Source organism: Paraburkholderia ultramafica (genome assembly GCF_902859915.1).
GTDB classification, from domain to species: domain Bacteria; phylum Pseudomonadota; class Gammaproteobacteria; order Burkholderiales; family Burkholderiaceae; genus Paraburkholderia; species Paraburkholderia ultramafica.
Genome location: NZ_CADIKK010000021.1, coordinates 60791 through 77463 on the forward strand (window position 1 = coordinate 60791; position 16673 = coordinate 77463).

General features: G+C 65.1%; 16 protein-coding genes and 1 pseudogene. 15 read left to right on the forward strand and 2 right to left on the reverse strand.

The window, feature by feature from the left end:
• The 9 genes from HV744_RS22125 to bioB all read left to right on the forward strand — a co-directional run bounded on the left by HV744_RS22125 (position 1) and on the right by bioB (position 10778).
• Positions 1–1194: an acetyl-CoA C-acetyltransferase gene (locus tag HV744_RS22125; RefSeq protein WP_425497807.1), complete on the forward strand. Its 1194-nt coding sequence runs from the start codon at positions 1–3 to the stop codon at positions 1192–1194.
• 37 nt (positions 1195–1231) lie between these two features.
• Positions 1232–1909, forward strand: a complete 678-nt coding sequence (locus tag HV744_RS22130) for an SDR family oxidoreductase (protein WP_175151540.1) — start codon at positions 1232–1234, stop codon at positions 1907–1909.
• Positions 1910–1921: 12 nt separating this feature from the next.
• Positions 1922–3067 carry an acyl-CoA dehydrogenase family protein gene (locus HV744_RS22135; RefSeq protein ID WP_175151541.1) on the forward strand — a complete coding sequence of 382 codons (1146 nt, stop codon included), beginning with the start codon at positions 1922–1924 and terminating at the stop codon, positions 3065–3067.
• Positions 3060–3509, forward strand: coding sequence for a YchJ family protein (locus tag HV744_RS22140; protein ID WP_175151542.1), 450 nt, complete (start codon positions 3060–3062; stop codon positions 3507–3509). Before HV744_RS22135 ends, HV744_RS22140 begins: the two co-directional genes overlap by 8 nt.
• Positions 3510–4107: 598 nt before the next feature.
• Positions 4108–5391, forward strand: a complete 1284-nt coding sequence (locus tag HV744_RS22145) for a dienelactone hydrolase family protein (protein ID WP_175151543.1) — start codon at positions 4108–4110, stop codon at positions 5389–5391.
• 987 nt (positions 5392–6378) lie between these two features.
• The gene (gene bioA / locus HV744_RS22150; protein WP_175151544.1) at positions 6379–7746 is read left to right on the forward strand and encodes an adenosylmethionine--8-amino-7-oxononanoate transaminase; all 1368 of its coding nucleotides are present in this window, start codon (positions 6379–6381) and stop codon (positions 7744–7746) included.
• Positions 7746–8930, forward strand: coding sequence for an 8-amino-7-oxononanoate synthase (bioF, locus tag HV744_RS22155; RefSeq protein WP_175151545.1), 1185 nt, complete (start codon positions 7746–7748; stop codon positions 8928–8930). Before bioA ends, bioF begins: the two co-directional genes overlap by 1 nt.
• Positions 8927–9658, forward strand: a complete 732-nt coding sequence (gene bioD / locus HV744_RS22160) for a dethiobiotin synthase (RefSeq protein ID WP_175151546.1) — start codon at positions 8927–8929, stop codon at positions 9656–9658. The genes bioF and bioD overlap by 4 nt, the downstream gene beginning before the upstream one ends.
• Positions 9659–9692: 34 nt before the next feature.
• The gene (gene bioB, locus HV744_RS22165) at positions 9693–10778 is read left to right on the forward strand and encodes a biotin synthase BioB (RefSeq protein ID WP_175151547.1); all 1086 of its coding nucleotides are present in this window, start codon (positions 9693–9695) and stop codon (positions 10776–10778) included.
• A gap of 87 nt (positions 10779–10865) precedes the next feature.
• Here the strand turns inward: bioB and HV744_RS22170 are convergent, their stop codons facing one another.
• Both HV744_RS22170 and HV744_RS22175 read right to left on the reverse strand, forming a co-directional pair.
• Positions 10866–11891, reverse strand: coding sequence for a sulfate ABC transporter substrate-binding protein (locus HV744_RS22170; RefSeq protein ID WP_175151548.1), 1026 nt, complete (start codon positions 11889–11891; stop codon positions 10866–10868).
• Positions 11892–12075: 184 nt separating this feature from the next.
• A pseudogene (locus HV744_RS22175) lies at positions 12076–12345 on the reverse strand (alpha/beta hydrolase); the annotation flags it as partial.
• 143 nt (positions 12346–12488) lie between these two features.
• On the opposite strand from HV744_RS22175, the gene HV744_RS22180 reads away from it, so the two are divergent.
• The 6 genes from HV744_RS22180 to HV744_RS22205 all read left to right on the forward strand — a co-directional run bounded on the left by HV744_RS22180 (position 12489) and on the right by HV744_RS22205 (position 16618).
• On the forward strand, positions 12489–13430 hold the full coding sequence (locus HV744_RS22180) for a 2-hydroxyacid dehydrogenase (RefSeq protein ID WP_175151549.1): 942 nt from the start codon (positions 12489–12491) through the stop codon (positions 13428–13430).
• Positions 13431–13482: 52 nt separating this feature from the next.
• On the forward strand, positions 13483–14409 hold the full coding sequence (locus HV744_RS22185; protein WP_175151550.1) for a hydroxymethylglutaryl-CoA lyase: 927 nt from the start codon (positions 13483–13485) through the stop codon (positions 14407–14409).
• 74 nt (positions 14410–14483) lie between these two features.
• The gene (locus HV744_RS22190) at positions 14484–15005 is read left to right on the forward strand and encodes a YbaK/EbsC family protein (protein ID WP_175151551.1); all 522 of its coding nucleotides are present in this window, start codon (positions 14484–14486) and stop codon (positions 15003–15005) included.
• A 4-nt stretch (positions 15006–15009) separates the two neighbouring features.
• A complete protein-coding gene (locus tag HV744_RS22195; RefSeq protein WP_175151552.1) occupies positions 15010–15237 on the forward strand; it encodes a DUF1289 domain-containing protein in 228 nt (75 codons plus the stop codon).
• A complete protein-coding gene (locus HV744_RS22200; protein WP_175151553.1) occupies positions 15234–15701 on the forward strand; it encodes a MaoC family dehydratase in 468 nt (155 codons plus the stop codon). The genes HV744_RS22195 and HV744_RS22200 overlap by 4 nt, the downstream gene beginning before the upstream one ends.
• The gene (locus tag HV744_RS22205) at positions 15698–16618 is read left to right on the forward strand and encodes an MBL fold metallo-hydrolase (RefSeq protein WP_175151554.1); all 921 of its coding nucleotides are present in this window, start codon (positions 15698–15700) and stop codon (positions 16616–16618) included. The genes HV744_RS22200 and HV744_RS22205 overlap by 4 nt, the downstream gene beginning before the upstream one ends.
• The last annotated feature ends 55 nt before the right edge of the window (positions 16619–16673 follow it).

A 16673-nucleotide genomic window follows, 5' to 3' on the forward strand; every position in this document is an offset into this window, starting at 1 on the left:
ATGAACGCAACCCAGGCTGATCCGATTGTCATCGTGAGCGTCGCGCGCACGCCGATGGCGGCATTTCAAGGCGACTTCGCATCGCTCACCGCGCCGCAACTGGGCTCGGTGGCAATCGAGGCCGCCGTGCAGCGCGCGGGCCTCAAACCCGAACAGATCGACGAAGTGGTGATGGGCTGCGTGCTGCCCGCCGGCCTCGGCCAGGCGCCCGCACGGCAGGCCGCGCTCGGCGCCGGCTTGCCGTTGAGCACCGGCAGCACCACGGTCAACAAGATGTGCGGCTCCGGCATGCGCGCGGCGATGTTCGCGCACGACATGCTGGCCGCGGGTTCGCTCGACGTGATCGTCGCGGGCGGCATGGAGAGCATGACGAACGCGCCGTACCTGCTGCCCAGGGCGCGTGGCGGCATGCGCATGGGTCACGGCCAGGTGATCGATCACATGTTTTACGACGGCCTCGAAGACGCCTACGAAAAGGGTCGTCTGATGGGCACCTTCGCCGAGGAATGCGCGGCGTCGTTCGACTTCACGCGCGAGGCGCAGGACGCGTTCGCGGTCGAGTCGCTCAACCGTGCAAAGCGCGCAAACGAAGACGGCTCGTTCGCGTGGGAAATCGCGCCGGTGAAAGTGGCAGGCCGCAAGGGCGACGTGACCATCGATCGCGACGAGCAGCCGTTCAAAGCCAACCTCGACAAGATTCCGACGCTCAAGCCCGCGTTCAGCAAGACCGGCACCGTGACGGCGGCGAACTCGTCGTCGATTTCCGACGGCGCCGCCGCGCTCGTGATGATGCGTGAATCGACGGCGAAGCGACTCGGCGTCGAGCCGATTGCGCGCGTGGTCGGCCACTCGACGTTCGCGCAGGAACCGGCGAAGTTCACCACCGCGCCGGTCGGTGCGATTCGCAAGCTGTTCGAGAAGAACGGCTGGCGCGCCGACGACGTCGATCTGTATGAAGTCAACGAAGCGTTCGCCGTGGTGACGATGGCCGCGATGAAGGAACACCGTCTGCCGCACGAGAAGGTCAACGTGAACGGCGGCGCGTGCGCGCTCGGCCATCCGATCGGCGCATCGGGTGCGCGGATTCTCGTCACGCTGATCGGCGCGCTGAAGAAGCGCGGTGGCAAGCGCGGCGTCGCGACGCTGTGCATCGGCGGCGGCGAAGCGACGGCGATGGGTGTCGAACTGGTTTGACCCGCGATGCGCGGCGTCTAACGGATTGAGGTATTCGATGAAGACAGTGTTGATCGTCGGTGCGTCGCGTGGCATCGGCCAGGAATTCGTACGGCAGTACCGCAAGAGCGGCTGGCGCGTGTTTGCCACCGCACGCGACGGCGCCGCGCTCGACGCGTTGAACGAACTCGGCGCGCAGACTTTCGCGCTCGACGTGACCGCACCCGAGGAAATCGCCGCGCTCGGCTGGAAGCTCGACGGCGAGCGGCTCGATACGGCAATTCTGGTGTCGGGCGTGTACGGCCCGCGCACCGAAGGCATCGAGACGATCACCGCCGAAGACTTCGATCACGTGATGCACACCAACCTGCTCGGTCCGATGCAGTTGATGCCGATCCTGCTGCCGCTCGTCGAAGAAACCGGCGGCGTATTCGCGGTGCTGTCGAGCAAGATGGGCAGCATCGCCGACGCGAGCGGCACGACCGGCTGGCTGTATCGCGCGAGCAAGGCGGCGCTGAACGACGCGCTGAAGCTCGCGTCGCTGGAGGCGAGGCGCGCCACGTGCGTGTCGCTGCATCCCGGCTGGGTGCGCACCGACATGGGCGGCGCCCAGGCGGCGATCGATGCCGCGCGCAGCGTCGCCGGCATGCGTGAGGTGCTCGCGCAGGCCGCGGCCGCGCGCGACGCGTTCAACGGCCGCTTCTATCAATACGACGGCACGCCGCTCGACTGGTGAGGAGACACGTCCATGGTGCTTGATCAGGATCACCTGATGGTCCGCGACGCGCTGCGCACCTTCGTGCGCGACGCGATCACGCCGCATGCCGCCGCGTGGGACCGCGAGCGCACGTTTCCGCGCGATGTGCACCGGCAACTCGCCGACCTCGGCGCCTACGGCGTGCTGGTGCCCGAAGCGTACGGCGGCGCCGGCATGGACGCGCTGGCGCTCGCGCTGATTCTCGAAGAGATCGCCGCCGGCGATGGCGGCACGTCGACGGCCATCTCCGTGAACAACTGCCCGGTATGCAGCATCCTGCTGAGCTTCGGCAACGACGCGCAGAAACGCGACTGGCTGACGCCGCTCGCGCGCGGCGAGATGCTCGGCGCGTTTTGCCTGACCGAACCGCAAGCCGGCTCCGACGCATCCGCGCTACGCACCACCGCCACCCGCGACGGCAACGCGTACGTGCTGAACGGCGTCAAACAGTTCATCACGAGCGGCAAGAACGGCAATCTGGCGATCGTGATGGCCGTGACCGACAAGGCCGCGGGCAAGCGCGGCATCAGCGCGTTCATCGTGCCTACGGATGCCAAGGGCTACGTCGTCGCGCGCGTCGAAGAAAAGCTCGGCCAGCATTCGTCGGATACCGCGCAGATCGTTTTCGAAGACTGCCGCGTGCCGGCCGCGAACCTGATCGGGGCGGAAGGCGAAGGCTACCGGATTGCGCTGTCGGGGCTCGAAGGCGGCCGCATCGGTATCGCGGCGCAAAGCGTCGGCATGGCGCGCGCCGCGCTCGAAGCCGCGCTGAGTTACGCTAAGGAGCGCGAGAGCTTCGGCGCGCCGCTCTTTTCGCATCAGGCGGTGCAATTCCGTCTCGCCGACATGGCGACGCAACTCGAAGCCGCACGTCAATTGATCTGGCACGCCGCTGCGTTGAAAGACGCCGGCCAGCCGTGCCTGACCGAAGCCGCGATGGCCAAGCTGTTCGCGTCCGAAGCCGCCGAGCGCATCTGTTCGGCAGCCTTGCAGATTCATGGCGGCTACGGGTATCTGAGCGACTTCCCGGTCGAGCGGATTTATCGCGACGTGCGCGTGTGCCAGATCTATGAAGGCACCAGCGACATCCAGAAAATCCTGATCGCTCGCGGTCTTCAGCGAACGTTTAATGAATAAGCCATTGTTGTCGCTGCAACGCCCTGCCGACTGCCCCTGCGGCGGCGCCGCGCCCGAGCAACGCAGCGGCGCTAAAGCGCCCCGCTTCGCGCAGTGCTGCGGCCGCTATATCGACGGCGGCGAAGCCGCGCCGCGCGCGCTTGAACTGATGCGCTCGCGTTACAGCGCGTATGCTGTCGGCGCGACGGACTATCTGCGCGCCACGTGGGCGCCGCACACCTGCCCCCTCGATCTCGACGCCGACCCCGCGTCACCCGACGCGCCACGTTGGCTCGGACTGCAGATCAAGGCCTTCGCCGAAACCGACGCCGATCATGCGACCGTTGAATTCGTCGCACGATACAAGGTCGGCGGCCGCGCGCACCGGCTGCACGAGCTGAGCCGCTTCACACGCGGCGAAGACGGCCGCTGGCGCTACGTCGACGGCGTTGTCAGCGAATAAATAGCGCGCCAACGAGAGCGTGCAACCCTTCCCAGGTCTTTCACGACATCGCCGCGCGCATTGCGCCGAATTCACATAAGGCCCTCATTGCAGGGCCTTTTTTTCGTGTTGGCCCGGCGCCACAGCGCGCATTCGGGCGCTCATTGCTTCGTGCAGCGAAGCACCGGCGAGGCCCGTCTGACGCGGCCGCACAAGCCCGAAACGCAGGCGGCAATTTTTGCGTCGCGGGTTCTCCTTGATTGCACAAAACAAAATTGTCGTGCCAGGATGAGGCCGTAGCTTCATGACGTCACGTTGCGAGAGCCGGTCGAACCGGCTCCGCAAAATGCGCAGGAAGCCCTGCTGAGCACCAGATAGTGTGGGTTCGGCGGCGGCTCCGGGCAGCAGGAGTGGCGCTCATCATCGGCGCGTGGGGTCGCGTCGGCCGTTTGGGTTCATCCCGTGCGATCTCGATTGGCGTGCGTGCGCTTGGCGCACTACGTGCGCGAGTGTGTATTTGTTTGTCGAAAATGCGGACGAAAGGCAACTGTCAGCAATGAATTCGACCGACAGACAGACATCACGGTGTTCAGGGCAAGTTTTTGGGGCAGGTGGGTCAATGGTGTTCAGCAAGGTTCTGACGAAGTGTGCGGTGATCTGTGCAGCGGCTACGTGCGCTGTCGCAATCGCGCACGCCGATCCGCTCGCCGACACCCCGGTGGGACCGCTGACACGCGCACACGTGCCGCGCATTGCGCTCGACGATGACGTCTACCTCCCCACCGCGCGCTTGAACGAAAAGATCATCCGCGTGCCGGTCGACGCTACCGGCACGATCACGCTCGAAACGACGATCTACAAACCGGACGGCGCAGGCCCGTTCCCGATGATCGTGTTCAACCACGGCAAGATTGCCGGCGATCCGCGCACGCAGGAGCGCAGCGACCCGCTGCCGCTCGCACGCGAATTCGTGCGTCGCGGCTACGTGGTGGTGGCGCCGAACCGCCAGGGCTTTGGCCATTCGGATGGCGTGTATGAGCAGGATGGTTGCGACGTCGAACGCAACGGCATCGGCCAGGCTGGCGACGTCGCGGCAACGATCGACTACATGTCGAAGCAAACTTACGTGGACGCGACGCATATCGTCGTGGCCGGCACCTCGCATGGCGGTCTCGCGACGATGGCCTACGGCACCGGGGCGGCGCCGGGTGTGCGGGCGCTGATCAATTTCTCGGGCGGCTTGCGGCAGGACGCCTGTACCGACTGGCAGGCCAACCTGACGCGCGCATTCGGCACGTATGGCGAGAAGACCAAGGTGCCGTCGCTGTGGATGTATGGCGATAACGACTCGGTCTGGAATGCGCCGCTCGTGGCCAGCATGTACGCGGCGTATGGCGCGCACGGCGCGAGCGCGAAGATGGTGGATTTCGGCAATTACAAGAATGACGCGCATCGGCTGGTCGGCGACCGCGATGGCGTGCAGGTGTGGTGGCCGGCGGTCGAGACTTTCCTTGCCCGCGTGGGCATGCCTACGGGCGTGCAGTATCGGGTTGCCGATCCGTCACTGCCGAGGGCGAGCGGCTTCGCTGCCGTCGATGCGGTGGATGCCGTGCCGTTCGTCGATGAAGCCGGGCGCAATGGGTATCGGAATTTCCTGCATCAGTATCCCAGCCGCGCGTTTGCCGTGTCGGATTCGGGCGCGTGGTCGTGGGCTGAAGGCGGGGATGATCCGATGTCGGTGGCGGTCGCCAATTGCCAGAAGCAGAGTTCGGATCCTTGCCGGTTATATGCGGTGAATAGCTCGGTTGTCTGGGGAGCTCAGACTTCACAGACGGCGGATGGCGGGCAGGGTTCTGCTGCTGGCGACGCGGATGAGCGGCGGGCTATTGCCAGTCGGAATTGAGGTTGTGGTTTTTTGCCTGCGCGGCGCTTGGGGTGGTGTTCTTGTGGTGTTGGCCTTTCATTGAATTCATGGTGGTCTATTAGCGTTGCCCCTGTGCGGGGCGGCACTTACTTTCTTTGCCGCCGCAAAGAAAGTAAGCAAAGAAAGCGGGCTTCAAACCGCTAGCTCATAAGTGGGTCCACTTGCCTGGAGGGGGCAGTGGTGCATCTGGAATCCGTGCATTCGCACATTCCACCTCCGTGACAAGGCAGTCATTCTTCCGGCGGCGCTTCGCGCGCCGACGCGGTACTTCATCAAACCGCCAGCCAATTCTCACGCAAACAATGCCGCTCGGGCCTTCAGGATTTGGCGCCTCGCCGAGCGAAGCCGATGGCTTTTCGCTGCATCGAAATTCCCCCTGGTTTCCCTCGCATACCCGTCCGCGACGCACGAAGTGCGGAGTGGGAGCGAATGACGGCTTTGTCACTAGCGCGGAATGTGCGAGCGCACAGATTCCAGATGTTCCACTGCCCCCTCCAAGCCGGGGGGCTCACTTATGAGCTGGCGGTTTGAGCCCGCTTTCTTTGCTTACTTTCTTTGCGGCGGCAAAGAAAGTGAGTGCCGCCCCGCACAGGGGCAACACTAATAGACCACCATGAATTCAAGGAAAGGCCAACACCACAAGAACACATCCTAAGCGCCGCGCAGGCAAAAAACCCCTGATTCGCGCTCACCACCCCCAACTACTTTGCCGTCGTCAACTCCGCCGATCAGCGACCTTCCGCCCCAAACACAAACCACCTGCATCGAACAGCGCCAAACCCCAGCGCCACAAGCAAAACCGCCCGTTCCGCCCCTGGTGCGCTCCACGAAATAAACCGCTAATCTCGACCCCGCACGCTCGCCAAGGCCGCGCGCAGCGCCTGAAAAAATACGCGCAGCGCGCCCGAACAGGCCCTAAAAAAGCCACCTCGCGCAGCAGCAAGAAAAGCACCCTGGAGTACCCCTTTGGAAAACTCAGCAGCAGCATCATCGCCAGTCGCCCCTGAAGACTGGATCGCCCGCAGCCTGCGTGCCGTGTGGCACCCCTGCACCCAGATGAAGCACCACGAGCGTCTGCCGCTCGTGCCCGTCGCGCGCGGTCAAGGCGCGTGGCTCTACGATCGCGCCGGACATCGCTATCTGGACGCGATCAGCTCGTGGTGGGTCAACCTGTTTGGCCACGCCAACCCGCGCATCAACGCCGCGCTGAAAGACCAGCTCGACACGCTCGAACACGCGATGCTCGCCGGCTGCACGCACGAGCCGGCCATCGAACTCGCGGAACGCCTCAGCGCGCTGACCGGCAACACGCTCGGCCATGCGTTCTTCGCGTCGGACGGCGCGTCCGCCGTCGAGATCGCGTTGAAGATGAGCTTCCATACGTGGCGCAACCGAGGTTTCGCCGACAAGCAGGAATTCGTCTGCATTGCCAACAGCTATCACGGAGAAACCATCGGCGCGCTCGGCGTCACCGATGTCGCGCTGTTCAAGGACGCCTACGATCCATTGATCCGTCACGCGCACGTCGTGGCGTCGCCCGATGCGCGTCTCGCGCAACCTGGTGAAACCGCCGCCGACGTCGCGCGCCGCGCGCTCGATCACGTTCATTCGCTGCTCGAAGCGCGCGCCACGAAAATCGCCGCGCTGATCGTCGAGCCGCTCGTGCAATGCGCGGCCGGCATGGCTATGCACGACGCGTCGTATCTAACCGGCCTGCGCGCGCTGTGCGATCAATACGGCGTGCATCTGATCGCCGATGAAATCGCAGTCGGCTGCGGCCGCACCGGCACCTTCTTCGCATGCGAGCAAGCCGGCATCTGGCCGGACTTCCTGTGTCTGTCGAAAGGCATTAGCGGCGGTTACCTGCCGCTTTCGATCGTGCTGTCACGCGATGAAATCTTCGCCGCCTTCTATCATGACGACACCGCGCGCGGCTTCCTTCACTCGCATTCGTACACCGGCAATCCGCTCGCCTGCCGCGCGGCGCTCGCCACGCTCGATCTGTTCGCGAGCGACAACGTCCTCGCCGGCAACGCGCGGAAGTCCTCGCAACTGAAGGCCGCGCTCGCGCCGCTCGCCGAGCACAAGCTGGTGCGCAATCTGCGTCAGTGCGGCACCATCTTCGCGTTCGACGCCGTGATCGACGATGCTCAGCATGCCAAAACTTTCTCGCGCCGCTTCTTCGAAAACGCGTTACAGCGCGAACTGCTGCTGCGCCCGATCGGGACCACGGTGTATCTGATGCCCCCTTACATTCTCGACGACGAAGAACTCGCGCTGCTTGCGTCGCGCACGCGCGAAACCTTCGAAGCCACGCTGGCGGAGGCCCGCTAATGCATCTGCTCGACACACTCACCGAAGGTCTCAAAGAGATCGACGAACGCGGCCTGCGCCGCCGCCGCCGCACCGCCGACACGCCGTGCGCCGCGCACATGACGGTCGACGGCCGCGCGATGATCGGCTTCGCCAGCAACGACTATCTCGGCCTCGCCGCGCATCCGCAACTCATTGAAGCGATCGTCGAAGGCGCGCGGCGCTACGGCGCGGGCAGCGGCGGTTCGCATCTGCTCGGCGGCCACTCGCGCGCGCACGCGCAGCTCGAGGACGATCTCGCGGAGTTCACCGGCGGCTTCGTCGATAACCCGCGCGCGCTCTACTTCAGCACCGGCTACATGGCGAATCTCGCGACGCTCACCGCGCTCGCGGGCCGCGGCACGACGCTCTTCTCCGACGCGCTGAATCACGCGTCGCTGATCGACGGCGCGCGTCTGTCCCGCGCCGACGTGCAGATCTATCCGCACTGCGATATGGAAGCGTTGAGCGCGATGCTCGATGCGTCGGATGCGAACGTGAAAGTGATCGTCTCCGATACCGTGTTCAGCATGGACGGCGACATCGCCCCGCTGCCGCGTCTGCTCGAACTCGCGGAGCGGCATGGCGCGTGGCTGATCGTCGACGACGCGCATGGTTTCGGCGTGCTCGGTCCGCAAGGCCGCGGCGCGATCGCCGCAGCCGCGCTGCACTCGCCGAATCTGATTTCGATCGGCACGCTCGGCAAGGCGGCAGGCGTCTCGGGCGCGTTCGTCGCCGCGCATGCGACCGTGATCGAATGGCTCGTGCAGCGCGCGCGTCCGTACATCTTCACGACGGCGTCGGTGCCCGCCGCCGCGCATGCGGTGTCGGCGAGCCTGCGCATCATCGGCGGCGACGAAGGCGACGTGCGCCGTGCGCATCTTCAGCAGTTGATCGAACGCACCCGCGCGATGCTGAAGGCGACGCCGTGGCTTCCGGTCGATTCGCACACCGCCGTGCAGCCGCTGATCATCGGCGCGAACGACGCCACGCTCGACATCGCGGCCACGCTCGATCGCGCGGGTCTGTGGGTGCCGGCGATCCGTCCGCCGACCGTGCCCGCCGGCACCTCGCGCTTGCGCATTTCGCTGTCCGCCGCGCATTCGCAAGCGGATCTGGACCGGCTCGAAGCAGGCTTGCAACAACTCGGAGCGAAAGCGGCATGAGCGGTTCGAATCAACCCGCACTGTCTGTGTTCGTCACCGGCACCGATACGGAAATCGGCAAGACGTTCGTCTCCTCAGCGCTGTTGCGCGGCCTCGTGCGCGAAGGCCTGCAAGCCGCTGCGATGAAGCCGATCGCCGCCGGCGCATTCGAACTGAACGGCGTGCTGCATAACGAGGACGCGGATCAACTCGACGCCGCGTCGAACGTCTTGCTGCCGCCCGAGATGCGCACGCCGTATCTGCTGAAAGAACCGGCCGCGCCGCACATCGCGGCTGCGCTGGAAAACGTCACGTTCGATCTCGACCACATCGTCGCTTGCCATGCACAAGCTGTGCAGCGCGCGGAGATCGTCGTCGTGGAAGGCGTCGGCGGCTTTCGCGTGCCGTTGACCGCGACGCAGGACACCGCCGACCTCGCCGTCGCGCTGAAACTGCCGGTCGTGCTGGTGGTCGGCATGCGCCTCGGCTGCATCAGCCATGCGCTGCTGAGCGCCGAAGCGATCGCCGCGCGCGGTCTCACGCTCGCCGGCTGGGTCGCGAACCGCGTCGATCCGGACATGACGTTCCCCGACGAAAACATCGCGTCGATCCGCGAGCACCTCGCGCGCGAATACGACGCGCCGCTGCTCGGCATCGTGCCGCATCTGAGCCCGGCTTCGGCCGAGCTAGCGGCCGATCAGCTCGACATCAACCGGCTTTTGCAGACGCTGCGACACACGCAGCGCTGATCCACCATCACATCCATCCATGAGGATTGACCACATGACGCAACTGAACATCGCTCCTTCGCCCGCCGACGCGGCCGCCAGCAACAACGCCAACCAGGCCGCAGCCGGCGCCAGGCAGGTCGCGCGCTGGCGCGTCGCCGACATCGTCGCGCTGTACGAACTGCCGTTCAACGACCTGATGTTCCGCGCGCAGCAAACGCATCGCGAGCACTTCGACGCGAACACCGTGCAACTGTCGACGCTTCTGTCGATCAAGACCGGCGGCTGCGAAGAAGATTGCGCGTACTGTCCGCAGTCGGTGCATCACGACACGGGCCTGCAAGCCGACAAGCTGATGCCGGTCGACGAAGTGCTCGCCGCCGCCCAGGTCGCCAAGGAAAACGGCGCGACGCGTTTCTGCATGGGCGCCGCGTGGCGCAATCCGAAAGACCGTCACCTTGAACCGATCAAGGACATGATCCGCGGCGTGAAGGCGATGGGTCTCGAAACCTGCGTGACGCTCGGCATGCTCGAAGCGCATCAGGCGCAAGGTCTGCGCGAAGCGGGCCTCGACTACTACAACCACAACCTCGACACGTCGCCGGAGTTCTACGGCCAGATCATTTCGACGCGCACGTACCAGGATCGTCTCGACACGCTCGAACGCGTGCGCGACGCGGGCATCAACGTGTGTTGCGGCGGGATTGTCGGTCTGGGTGAATCGCGCCGTGAACGCGCCGGGCTGATCGCGCAACTGGCGAACATGGAGCCATATCCGGAATCGGTGCCCATCAACAATCTGGTGCAGGTGGAAGGCACGCCGCTGACCGGCACCGAGGCGATCGATCCGTTCGAATTCGTGCGCACGATCGCGGTTGCGCGCATTACGATGCCGCGCGCGATGGTGCGCCTGTCGGCGGGCCGCGAGCAGATGAACGAAGCGTTGCAGGCAATGTGCTTCCTCGCCGGCGCGAATTCGATTTTCTACGGCGACCAGTTGCTGACGACGGGCAATCCGCAAGCGGAAGCCGACCGCAAACTGCTGGAGCGTCTCGGCATTCGCGCCGAAGCCGCGCAGCAGATGCCGCTCGATCAGAGGGGCTGCGAGCATGGTTGCGATGAGCACGCTGCGCCCAACTGAGCGTAGCTGTTATCGCGCGCGATGAAGCGCGCGCAAAGACTAAGGCCGCCTCATTCGAGGCGGCCTTTCTAACATCGAGCCAGAGAGTTACTTCCTGTCGACGATGATCTGATCGAACGTCCCGCCGTCGGAGAAATGCGCCTGCTGCGCTTTCTGCCAACTGCCGAACATCTCTTCGACGGTGAACGTCTTGATCGGCTTGAACTCCGCGGCATGCTTCGCCAGCACGTTCTTGTCACGCGGACGCAGATGATGCTGCGCGATGACTTCCTGGGCGGCCGGCGACCACAGATAGTCGAGATAGGCCTGCGCCTCCTTGCGCGTGCCGCGCTTGTCGACCACCTTGTCGACGATCGACACCGGCGGCGCCGCCAGCATGCTCACCGACGGATACACCGCTTCGAAATTACCCGCGCCCACGCCGCTATCGATCAACGACACTTCGTTTTCGAACGTCACCAGCACGTCGCCGATGCCGCGTTGCGTGAACGTGGTCGTGGCTCCCCGGCCGCCCGTATCGAGCACCGGCACGTTTTTGAAGATCGCTTTTTCGAAGTCGAGCGCCTGCGCGTCGGTGCCGCCATGCTGCTTGCGATAACCCCACGCGGCCAGATACGTATAACGCCCGTTGCCCGAAGTCTTCGGATTGGCGATCACCACCTGCACGCCGGGCTTTGCGAGATCGTCCCAGTCCTTGATGTGCTTCGGGTTGCCCTTGCGCACGAGGAACACCATCGTCGTGGTGTACGGCGCGCTGTCGTCCGGCAGACGCGAGCGCCAGTTGGCCGGCACCAGTTGGCCCTTTTCGGCGAGCAGATCGATGTCGTTGGGCTGGTTCATTGTCACGACGTCAGCCTGCAGACCTTGCAGCACCGACAGCGCCTGCGCGCTCGACGCGCCATGCGACTGGCGGATCGACACGGTCTCACCGCTCTTCTGCTTGTACGCCGCGATGAAGCTCGCGTTGATGTCCTTGTACAACTCGCGCGTCACGTCGTACGATACGTTGAGCAGCGCCGTGTCGGCGTGTGCCGTCGACACGGTGCCCAGCGCGAGCGTGATTGCCGTCATGCCGGCTGCCAGCCAGCACGATGTCCCCGTCTTGCCTGCCATCTCGTCCCCGCCTATCAATGATGAAATTCCGTGGCCGCACGAGCGTGCGGCGTGAAGCGGGATTCTAACGGATTGCTTAGCGGGCCAATCGCGCGCCTCGGCGCCGCTTACGCGTCGCGCTCAAAGGCCGCACGTGGTCCTGACCACTCACACGAACCCGTGCTGCGCGGCCTCGAACGCCTCTTCGCGAAAGCGCAGCGGCGCCGCGCAATGCACCAGCGTATCGACGAAATATCTGGCGCGCGGCCAGCACGAACGGCCCGCGCTCGCGCGCGAGCAGATCGCGCAGCGACTTCGACCAGCGCGCGACGTCCGGTGCATCCCAGTCGGCCTGCTCGACCCGCAGCGAGCGCGCAAACTGCCGCTCCAGCCACGTTTGCCAGTGCGCACCTTCGCTGCCGACCCGACCCAGCGGCTCCCGCAGCCGAAACCGCACGCCCGTGCGCAACCACACACGATCCGCGACGAAAAAGTAGAATGAAGCCTATCCATAAACGGAGGAGGTTCCATGCAGCAAGCGTTGTCAGAAGCGCCGCAGCCGTCGTACCGTGGCTTTCCCGTCACTCGAGCCGACCACGCAGGCGCCTTTCGGACCGTATGAAAATCCTCTTCTACATTCCGCAAGCCGACGCCGCCGCGTGGTTGCACGACTTCGCCCGCGCGCTGCCCGAGGCCGAGTTGCGCGAATGGCAACCGGGCGACACCGCGCCAGCGGACTTCGCGGTCGTGTGGCGTCCGCCGCGTGAGATGCTGGCCGGTCGCGACACGCTGCGCGCCATTTTCAATCTCGGCGCGGGCGTCGACGCGATGCTCGCGCTCGAACACGAGCAACTCGGCACGCTGCCGCGCAACGCGCAATTGATCCGGCTCGAAGACACCGGCATGGCGCCGCAAATGGCCGAGTACGTGACGCACGCGGTGCTGCGCTACCTGCGCCGCTTCGACGAATATCAGATGCTGCAAAACGAGCGCCGCTGGGAAGTGCTCGATCCGCATCCGCGCGAAACCTTCACGGTCGGTGTGCTCGGTCTCGGCGTGCTCGGCGCGCAAGTGGCGCAAGCGCTCGCGGCGTTCGGCATGCCAGTGCGTGGCTACAGCCGCAGCGCGCGGCAGATCGACGGCATCGTGACGTTCGCGGGTGAAGCGCAGTTCGACGCGTTTCTCGACGGCGTGAAGGTGCTGGTGAATCTGCTGCCGCATACGCCCGATACGGGCGACGTGCTGAACGCGCGCACCTTCTCGAAGCTCGCGCGCGGCGCGTATCTGATCAACGTCGCACGCGGCGGCCATCTGGTCGAGGCGGATCTGCTCGACGCGCTCGCGAGCGGCCAGCTCGCGGCCGCCACGCTCGACGTGTTCCGCGAGGAGCCGTTGCCGGCCGATCATCCGTTCTGGCAGGCGCCGCGCATCACGATCACACCGCACATGTCCGCGCTGACGTTGCGTGAAGAAAGCGTCGAGCAGGTCGCGCGGAAAATCAACGCGCTGACGCGCGGCGACACCGTCAGCGGCGTGGTGAACCTCGAACGCGGATACTGACATCCTCGAATCGAATTGAAGGAGCGCCGCCACGCGCGGCAGGAGACAGATCATGGCCTTACCCCAGCAAGTGAAAATCGTCGAAGTCGGTCCGCGCGACGGACTGCAGAACGAAAACGATTTCGTGCCCACCGCGACCAAGATCGAGTTGATCAACCGCTTGTCGGCGGCGGGGTTCCGCAACGTCGAGGCGGCGTCGTTCGTGTCGCCGAAATGGGTGCCGCAGATGGCCGATGGCGCCGACGTGATGGCCGGCATCGAGCGGCGTGCAGGCACGATCTACTCGGTGCTGACGCCGAACCTGCGCGGCTTCGAAGGCGCGCTCGCCGCGCGTGCCGACGAGATCGTGATCTTCGGCGCCGCCAGCGAAGCGTTTTCGCAGAAGAACATCAACTGCAGCATCGCGGAAAGCATCGATCGATTCGCGCCGGTCGCCCAGGCCGCGAAGCAGCATCACGTGCGGATTCGCGGCAGCGTGTCGTGCGCGCTCGGCTGTCCGTATCAGGGCGAGGTGCCGGTCGGGTCGGTGGTGGACGTGGTCGAGCGCTTCGCGGCGCTCGGCTGCGACGAGATCGATATCGCCGATACGATCGGCGTCGGCACGCCGAAGCGCACCCGCGAAGTGTTCGAAGCGGTGACCCGCGTGTTTCCGCGTGAGCGTCTGTCGGGCCACTTCCATGACACCTATGGCCAGGCGCTCGCGAACATCTACGCCGCGTTGCAGGAAGGCATCGGGATTTATCATGCGTCGGTCGCGGGGCTCGGCGGCTGCCCGTATGCGAAGGGTGCCACCGGCAACGTCGCGACCGAGGACGTGCTGTATCTGATGAACGGCCTCGGCATCGAGACCGGCATCGACCTCGCGCAAGTCGTCGCGATCGGCGATTTCATTTCGACGTCGATCGGCCGGCCCAACGTATCGCGCGCCGGCAAGGCATTGCTCGCCAAGGCGCGTAGTGAAGCGGCCAATTGCGTCTGAGCGTGTTTGACCGCGTTTGATTTCACCAGACACGCAAACTAACCGCGTTCACCCATCAATCAGGACCTGAAACGATGACCGATCAAGTCTCTCTCGAATCCGACGATCTCACCGCGCTGCCCGATTCGGCGCGCCGCGTCGCGTCGTTGCTGCGCGAACGCGGTCATGCGGGGCTCGTCGTCATGCTGCCGGAAACCGGCAAGACTTCCGCCGAAGCCGCCGCCGGACTCGGCTGCTCGGTCGCGCAGATCGCCAAGTCGATCCTGTTTCGCCGCCGTGAAGACGACGCGCCGGTGCTGGTGGTCGCGAGCGGCGCGAATCGCGTCGACGAAAAGAAGGTAGCCGCGCAAGTCGGCGCGATCGGCCGCGCGGACGCGAAGTTCGTGCGCGAGAAAACCGGCTATGCGATCGGCGGGGTCTGCCCGATCGGTCACGCCACCGAGCCAGTCACGCTGATCGACGCCGATCTGCTCGAGCTCGATAGTCTGTGGGCCGCCGCGGGTCATCCGCATGCGGTGTTCAATCTGACGGCGCAGGAGCTGATCGCTCTGACGGGTGCGCCGGTCGTGGATGTGGCGCTGCGCGAGCCGGCGTGAACCGATGACGACGGGCATGCGTAACGAAGACGAATACGGCGCCGTGTTGTCGCCCTGCATTGGCGTATGCACGATGGACGCGTCGACCGGCTGGTGCGAAGGGTGCCTGCGTACCATCGACGAGATCGCCGGCTGGTCGTTGTTCGACGACGACGCGAAGCGCGCGGTGTGGGACGCGATCGAGCTACGTCACGCGGAGTGCATGGCGAACCAGGCAAAGGTGAAACGATGACCGCCGCGCCGCGCATCGTCACGATTGGCGAGACGTTCAGCTCGACGCTCGCGTTATCGGCGGACTCGGTGAAAGAGTTCGCCACGCTCGCCAACGACCTCAACCCGCTGCATCACGACGAAGCCTACGCCGCGCAAAGCCGCTTCGGCGGTCTGATCGCGTCGGGCACGCAGCCGACCGCGCATTTCATGGCGCTGCTGGCGACGCATTTCTCGACCTACGCGCAACCGCTCGGCCTCGAGTTCGATATCAAGCTGAAGAAGGCCGTCCATGCGAACGACACGCTGACCATCAATTGGCGCGTGCGCGACGCTTACTGGAAGCCGAGCCTGAACGGCGATCTGACGCATCTCGAAGGCACGGTCGTGAATCAGCGCGGCGACACTGTGTTGATCGGCCGCTCGACCATCCTGGTGATGCCGAAACCCGCAGTGTCCATGGACGCGCATTTCCACACACTATGATCACGCTGCCGGAATCGATCCGGGTCTTCGAACGCGGCTGGCTTTCGTCGAATAACGTGCTGCTGGTCGACGACGCCTGTGCCGCGCTCGTCGATACCGGCTACGCGACGCACGCGCCGCAAACGCTCGCCCTCGTGCGGCAAACGCTCGGGGCGCGGCCTCTCGATCTGATCGTCAACACACATCTGCACTCGGACCACTGCGGCGGCAATGCGCTATTGCAGGCAGCGTGGCCGTGTCGTACCGTCATCCCCGCGTCCGAAGCCGACGCCGTGCGCGACTGGGACGAAACGCGCCTCACCTTTCGCGCCACCGGCCAGACCTGTGAGCGCTTCAGCTTCACCGGCACGATCGCGCCCGGCGCGCAATTGCGGCTCGGCGCGCTCGACTGGCAGGTGCTCGGCGCGCCCGGTCACGATCCGCATTCGCTGATGCTGTACTGCGCGCACGAGCGCATCCTGATCAGCGCGGACGCGCTGTGGGAAAACGGCTTCGGCGTGATCTTTCCCGAGCTGGAAGGCGAAAGCGGTTTCGCCGAAGAACAGGCCGTGCTCGACGCGATCGCGAAGCTGGACGTGCGCGTCGTGATCCCCGGCCACGGCGCGCCGTTCACCAATGTCGAACAGGCGCTTGAACGCGCTTTTTCGCGCGTTGCGTGGCTACGTGCCGATCCCGCGCGCAATGCGAGGAATGCGTTGAAGGTGCTGATCGTGTTCAAGCTGCTCGAAGTCCGCGCGATGAGTTTCGACACGCTGCTGCGCATGCTCGACACCGCGGCCGTGATGCGCGCCGCCGCGTCGATGCTCAAGCCGCGTGGTGATTGGCCTGCGCTGGTGAAGGAGATTGTCGGGGAACTGGCGGCGAAGAATGGACCGCTGGAGATGGATGGCACGCGCATCGTCGCGCGCGAGGCGTGACGCGCTGGCACTGAAGCAGGCCCTTCCCTGCATGGGAACGCCCGGCAGGGGAAAG

Excerpts from the sequence above, each read along its gene's own strand:
- HV744_RS22125 (WP_425497807.1), top strand. The coding sequence starts at position 1 with ATGAACGCAACCCAGGCTGATCCGATTGTCATCGTGAGCGTCGCGCGC.
- HV744_RS22130 (WP_175151540.1), top strand. The coding sequence starts at position 1,232 with ATGAAGACAGTGTTGATCGTCGGTGCGTCGCGTGGCATCGGCCAGGAA.
- HV744_RS22135 (WP_175151541.1), top strand. The coding sequence starts at position 1,922 with ATGGTGCTTGATCAGGATCACCTGATGGTCCGCGACGCGCTGCGCACC.
- HV744_RS22140 (WP_175151542.1), top strand. The coding sequence starts at position 3,060 with ATGAATAAGCCATTGTTGTCGCTGCAACGCCCTGCCGACTGCCCCTGC.
- HV744_RS22145 (WP_175151543.1), top strand. The coding sequence starts at position 4,108 with ATGGTGTTCAGCAAGGTTCTGACGAAGTGTGCGGTGATCTGTGCAGCG.
- bioF (WP_175151545.1), top strand. The coding sequence starts at position 7,746 with ATGCATCTGCTCGACACACTCACCGAAGGTCTCAAAGAGATCGACGAA.
- bioD (WP_175151546.1), top strand. The coding sequence starts at position 8,927 with ATGAGCGGTTCGAATCAACCCGCACTGTCTGTGTTCGTCACCGGCACC.
- bioB (WP_175151547.1), top strand. The coding sequence starts at position 9,693 with ATGACGCAACTGAACATCGCTCCTTCGCCCGCCGACGCGGCCGCCAGC.
- HV744_RS22170 (WP_175151548.1), bottom strand. The coding sequence starts at position 11,891 with ATGGCAGGCAAGACGGGGACATCGTGCTGGCTGGCAGCCGGCATGACG.
- HV744_RS22180 (WP_175151549.1), top strand. The coding sequence starts at position 12,489 with ATGAAAATCCTCTTCTACATTCCGCAAGCCGACGCCGCCGCGTGGTTG.
- HV744_RS22185 (WP_175151550.1), top strand. The coding sequence starts at position 13,483 with ATGGCCTTACCCCAGCAAGTGAAAATCGTCGAAGTCGGTCCGCGCGAC.
- HV744_RS22190 (WP_175151551.1), top strand. The coding sequence starts at position 14,484 with ATGACCGATCAAGTCTCTCTCGAATCCGACGATCTCACCGCGCTGCCC.
- HV744_RS22195 (WP_175151552.1), top strand. The coding sequence starts at position 15,010 with ATGACGACGGGCATGCGTAACGAAGACGAATACGGCGCCGTGTTGTCG.
- HV744_RS22200 (WP_175151553.1), top strand. The coding sequence starts at position 15,234 with ATGACCGCCGCGCCGCGCATCGTCACGATTGGCGAGACGTTCAGCTCG.
- HV744_RS22205 (WP_175151554.1), top strand. The coding sequence starts at position 15,698 with ATGATCACGCTGCCGGAATCGATCCGGGTCTTCGAACGCGGCTGGCTT.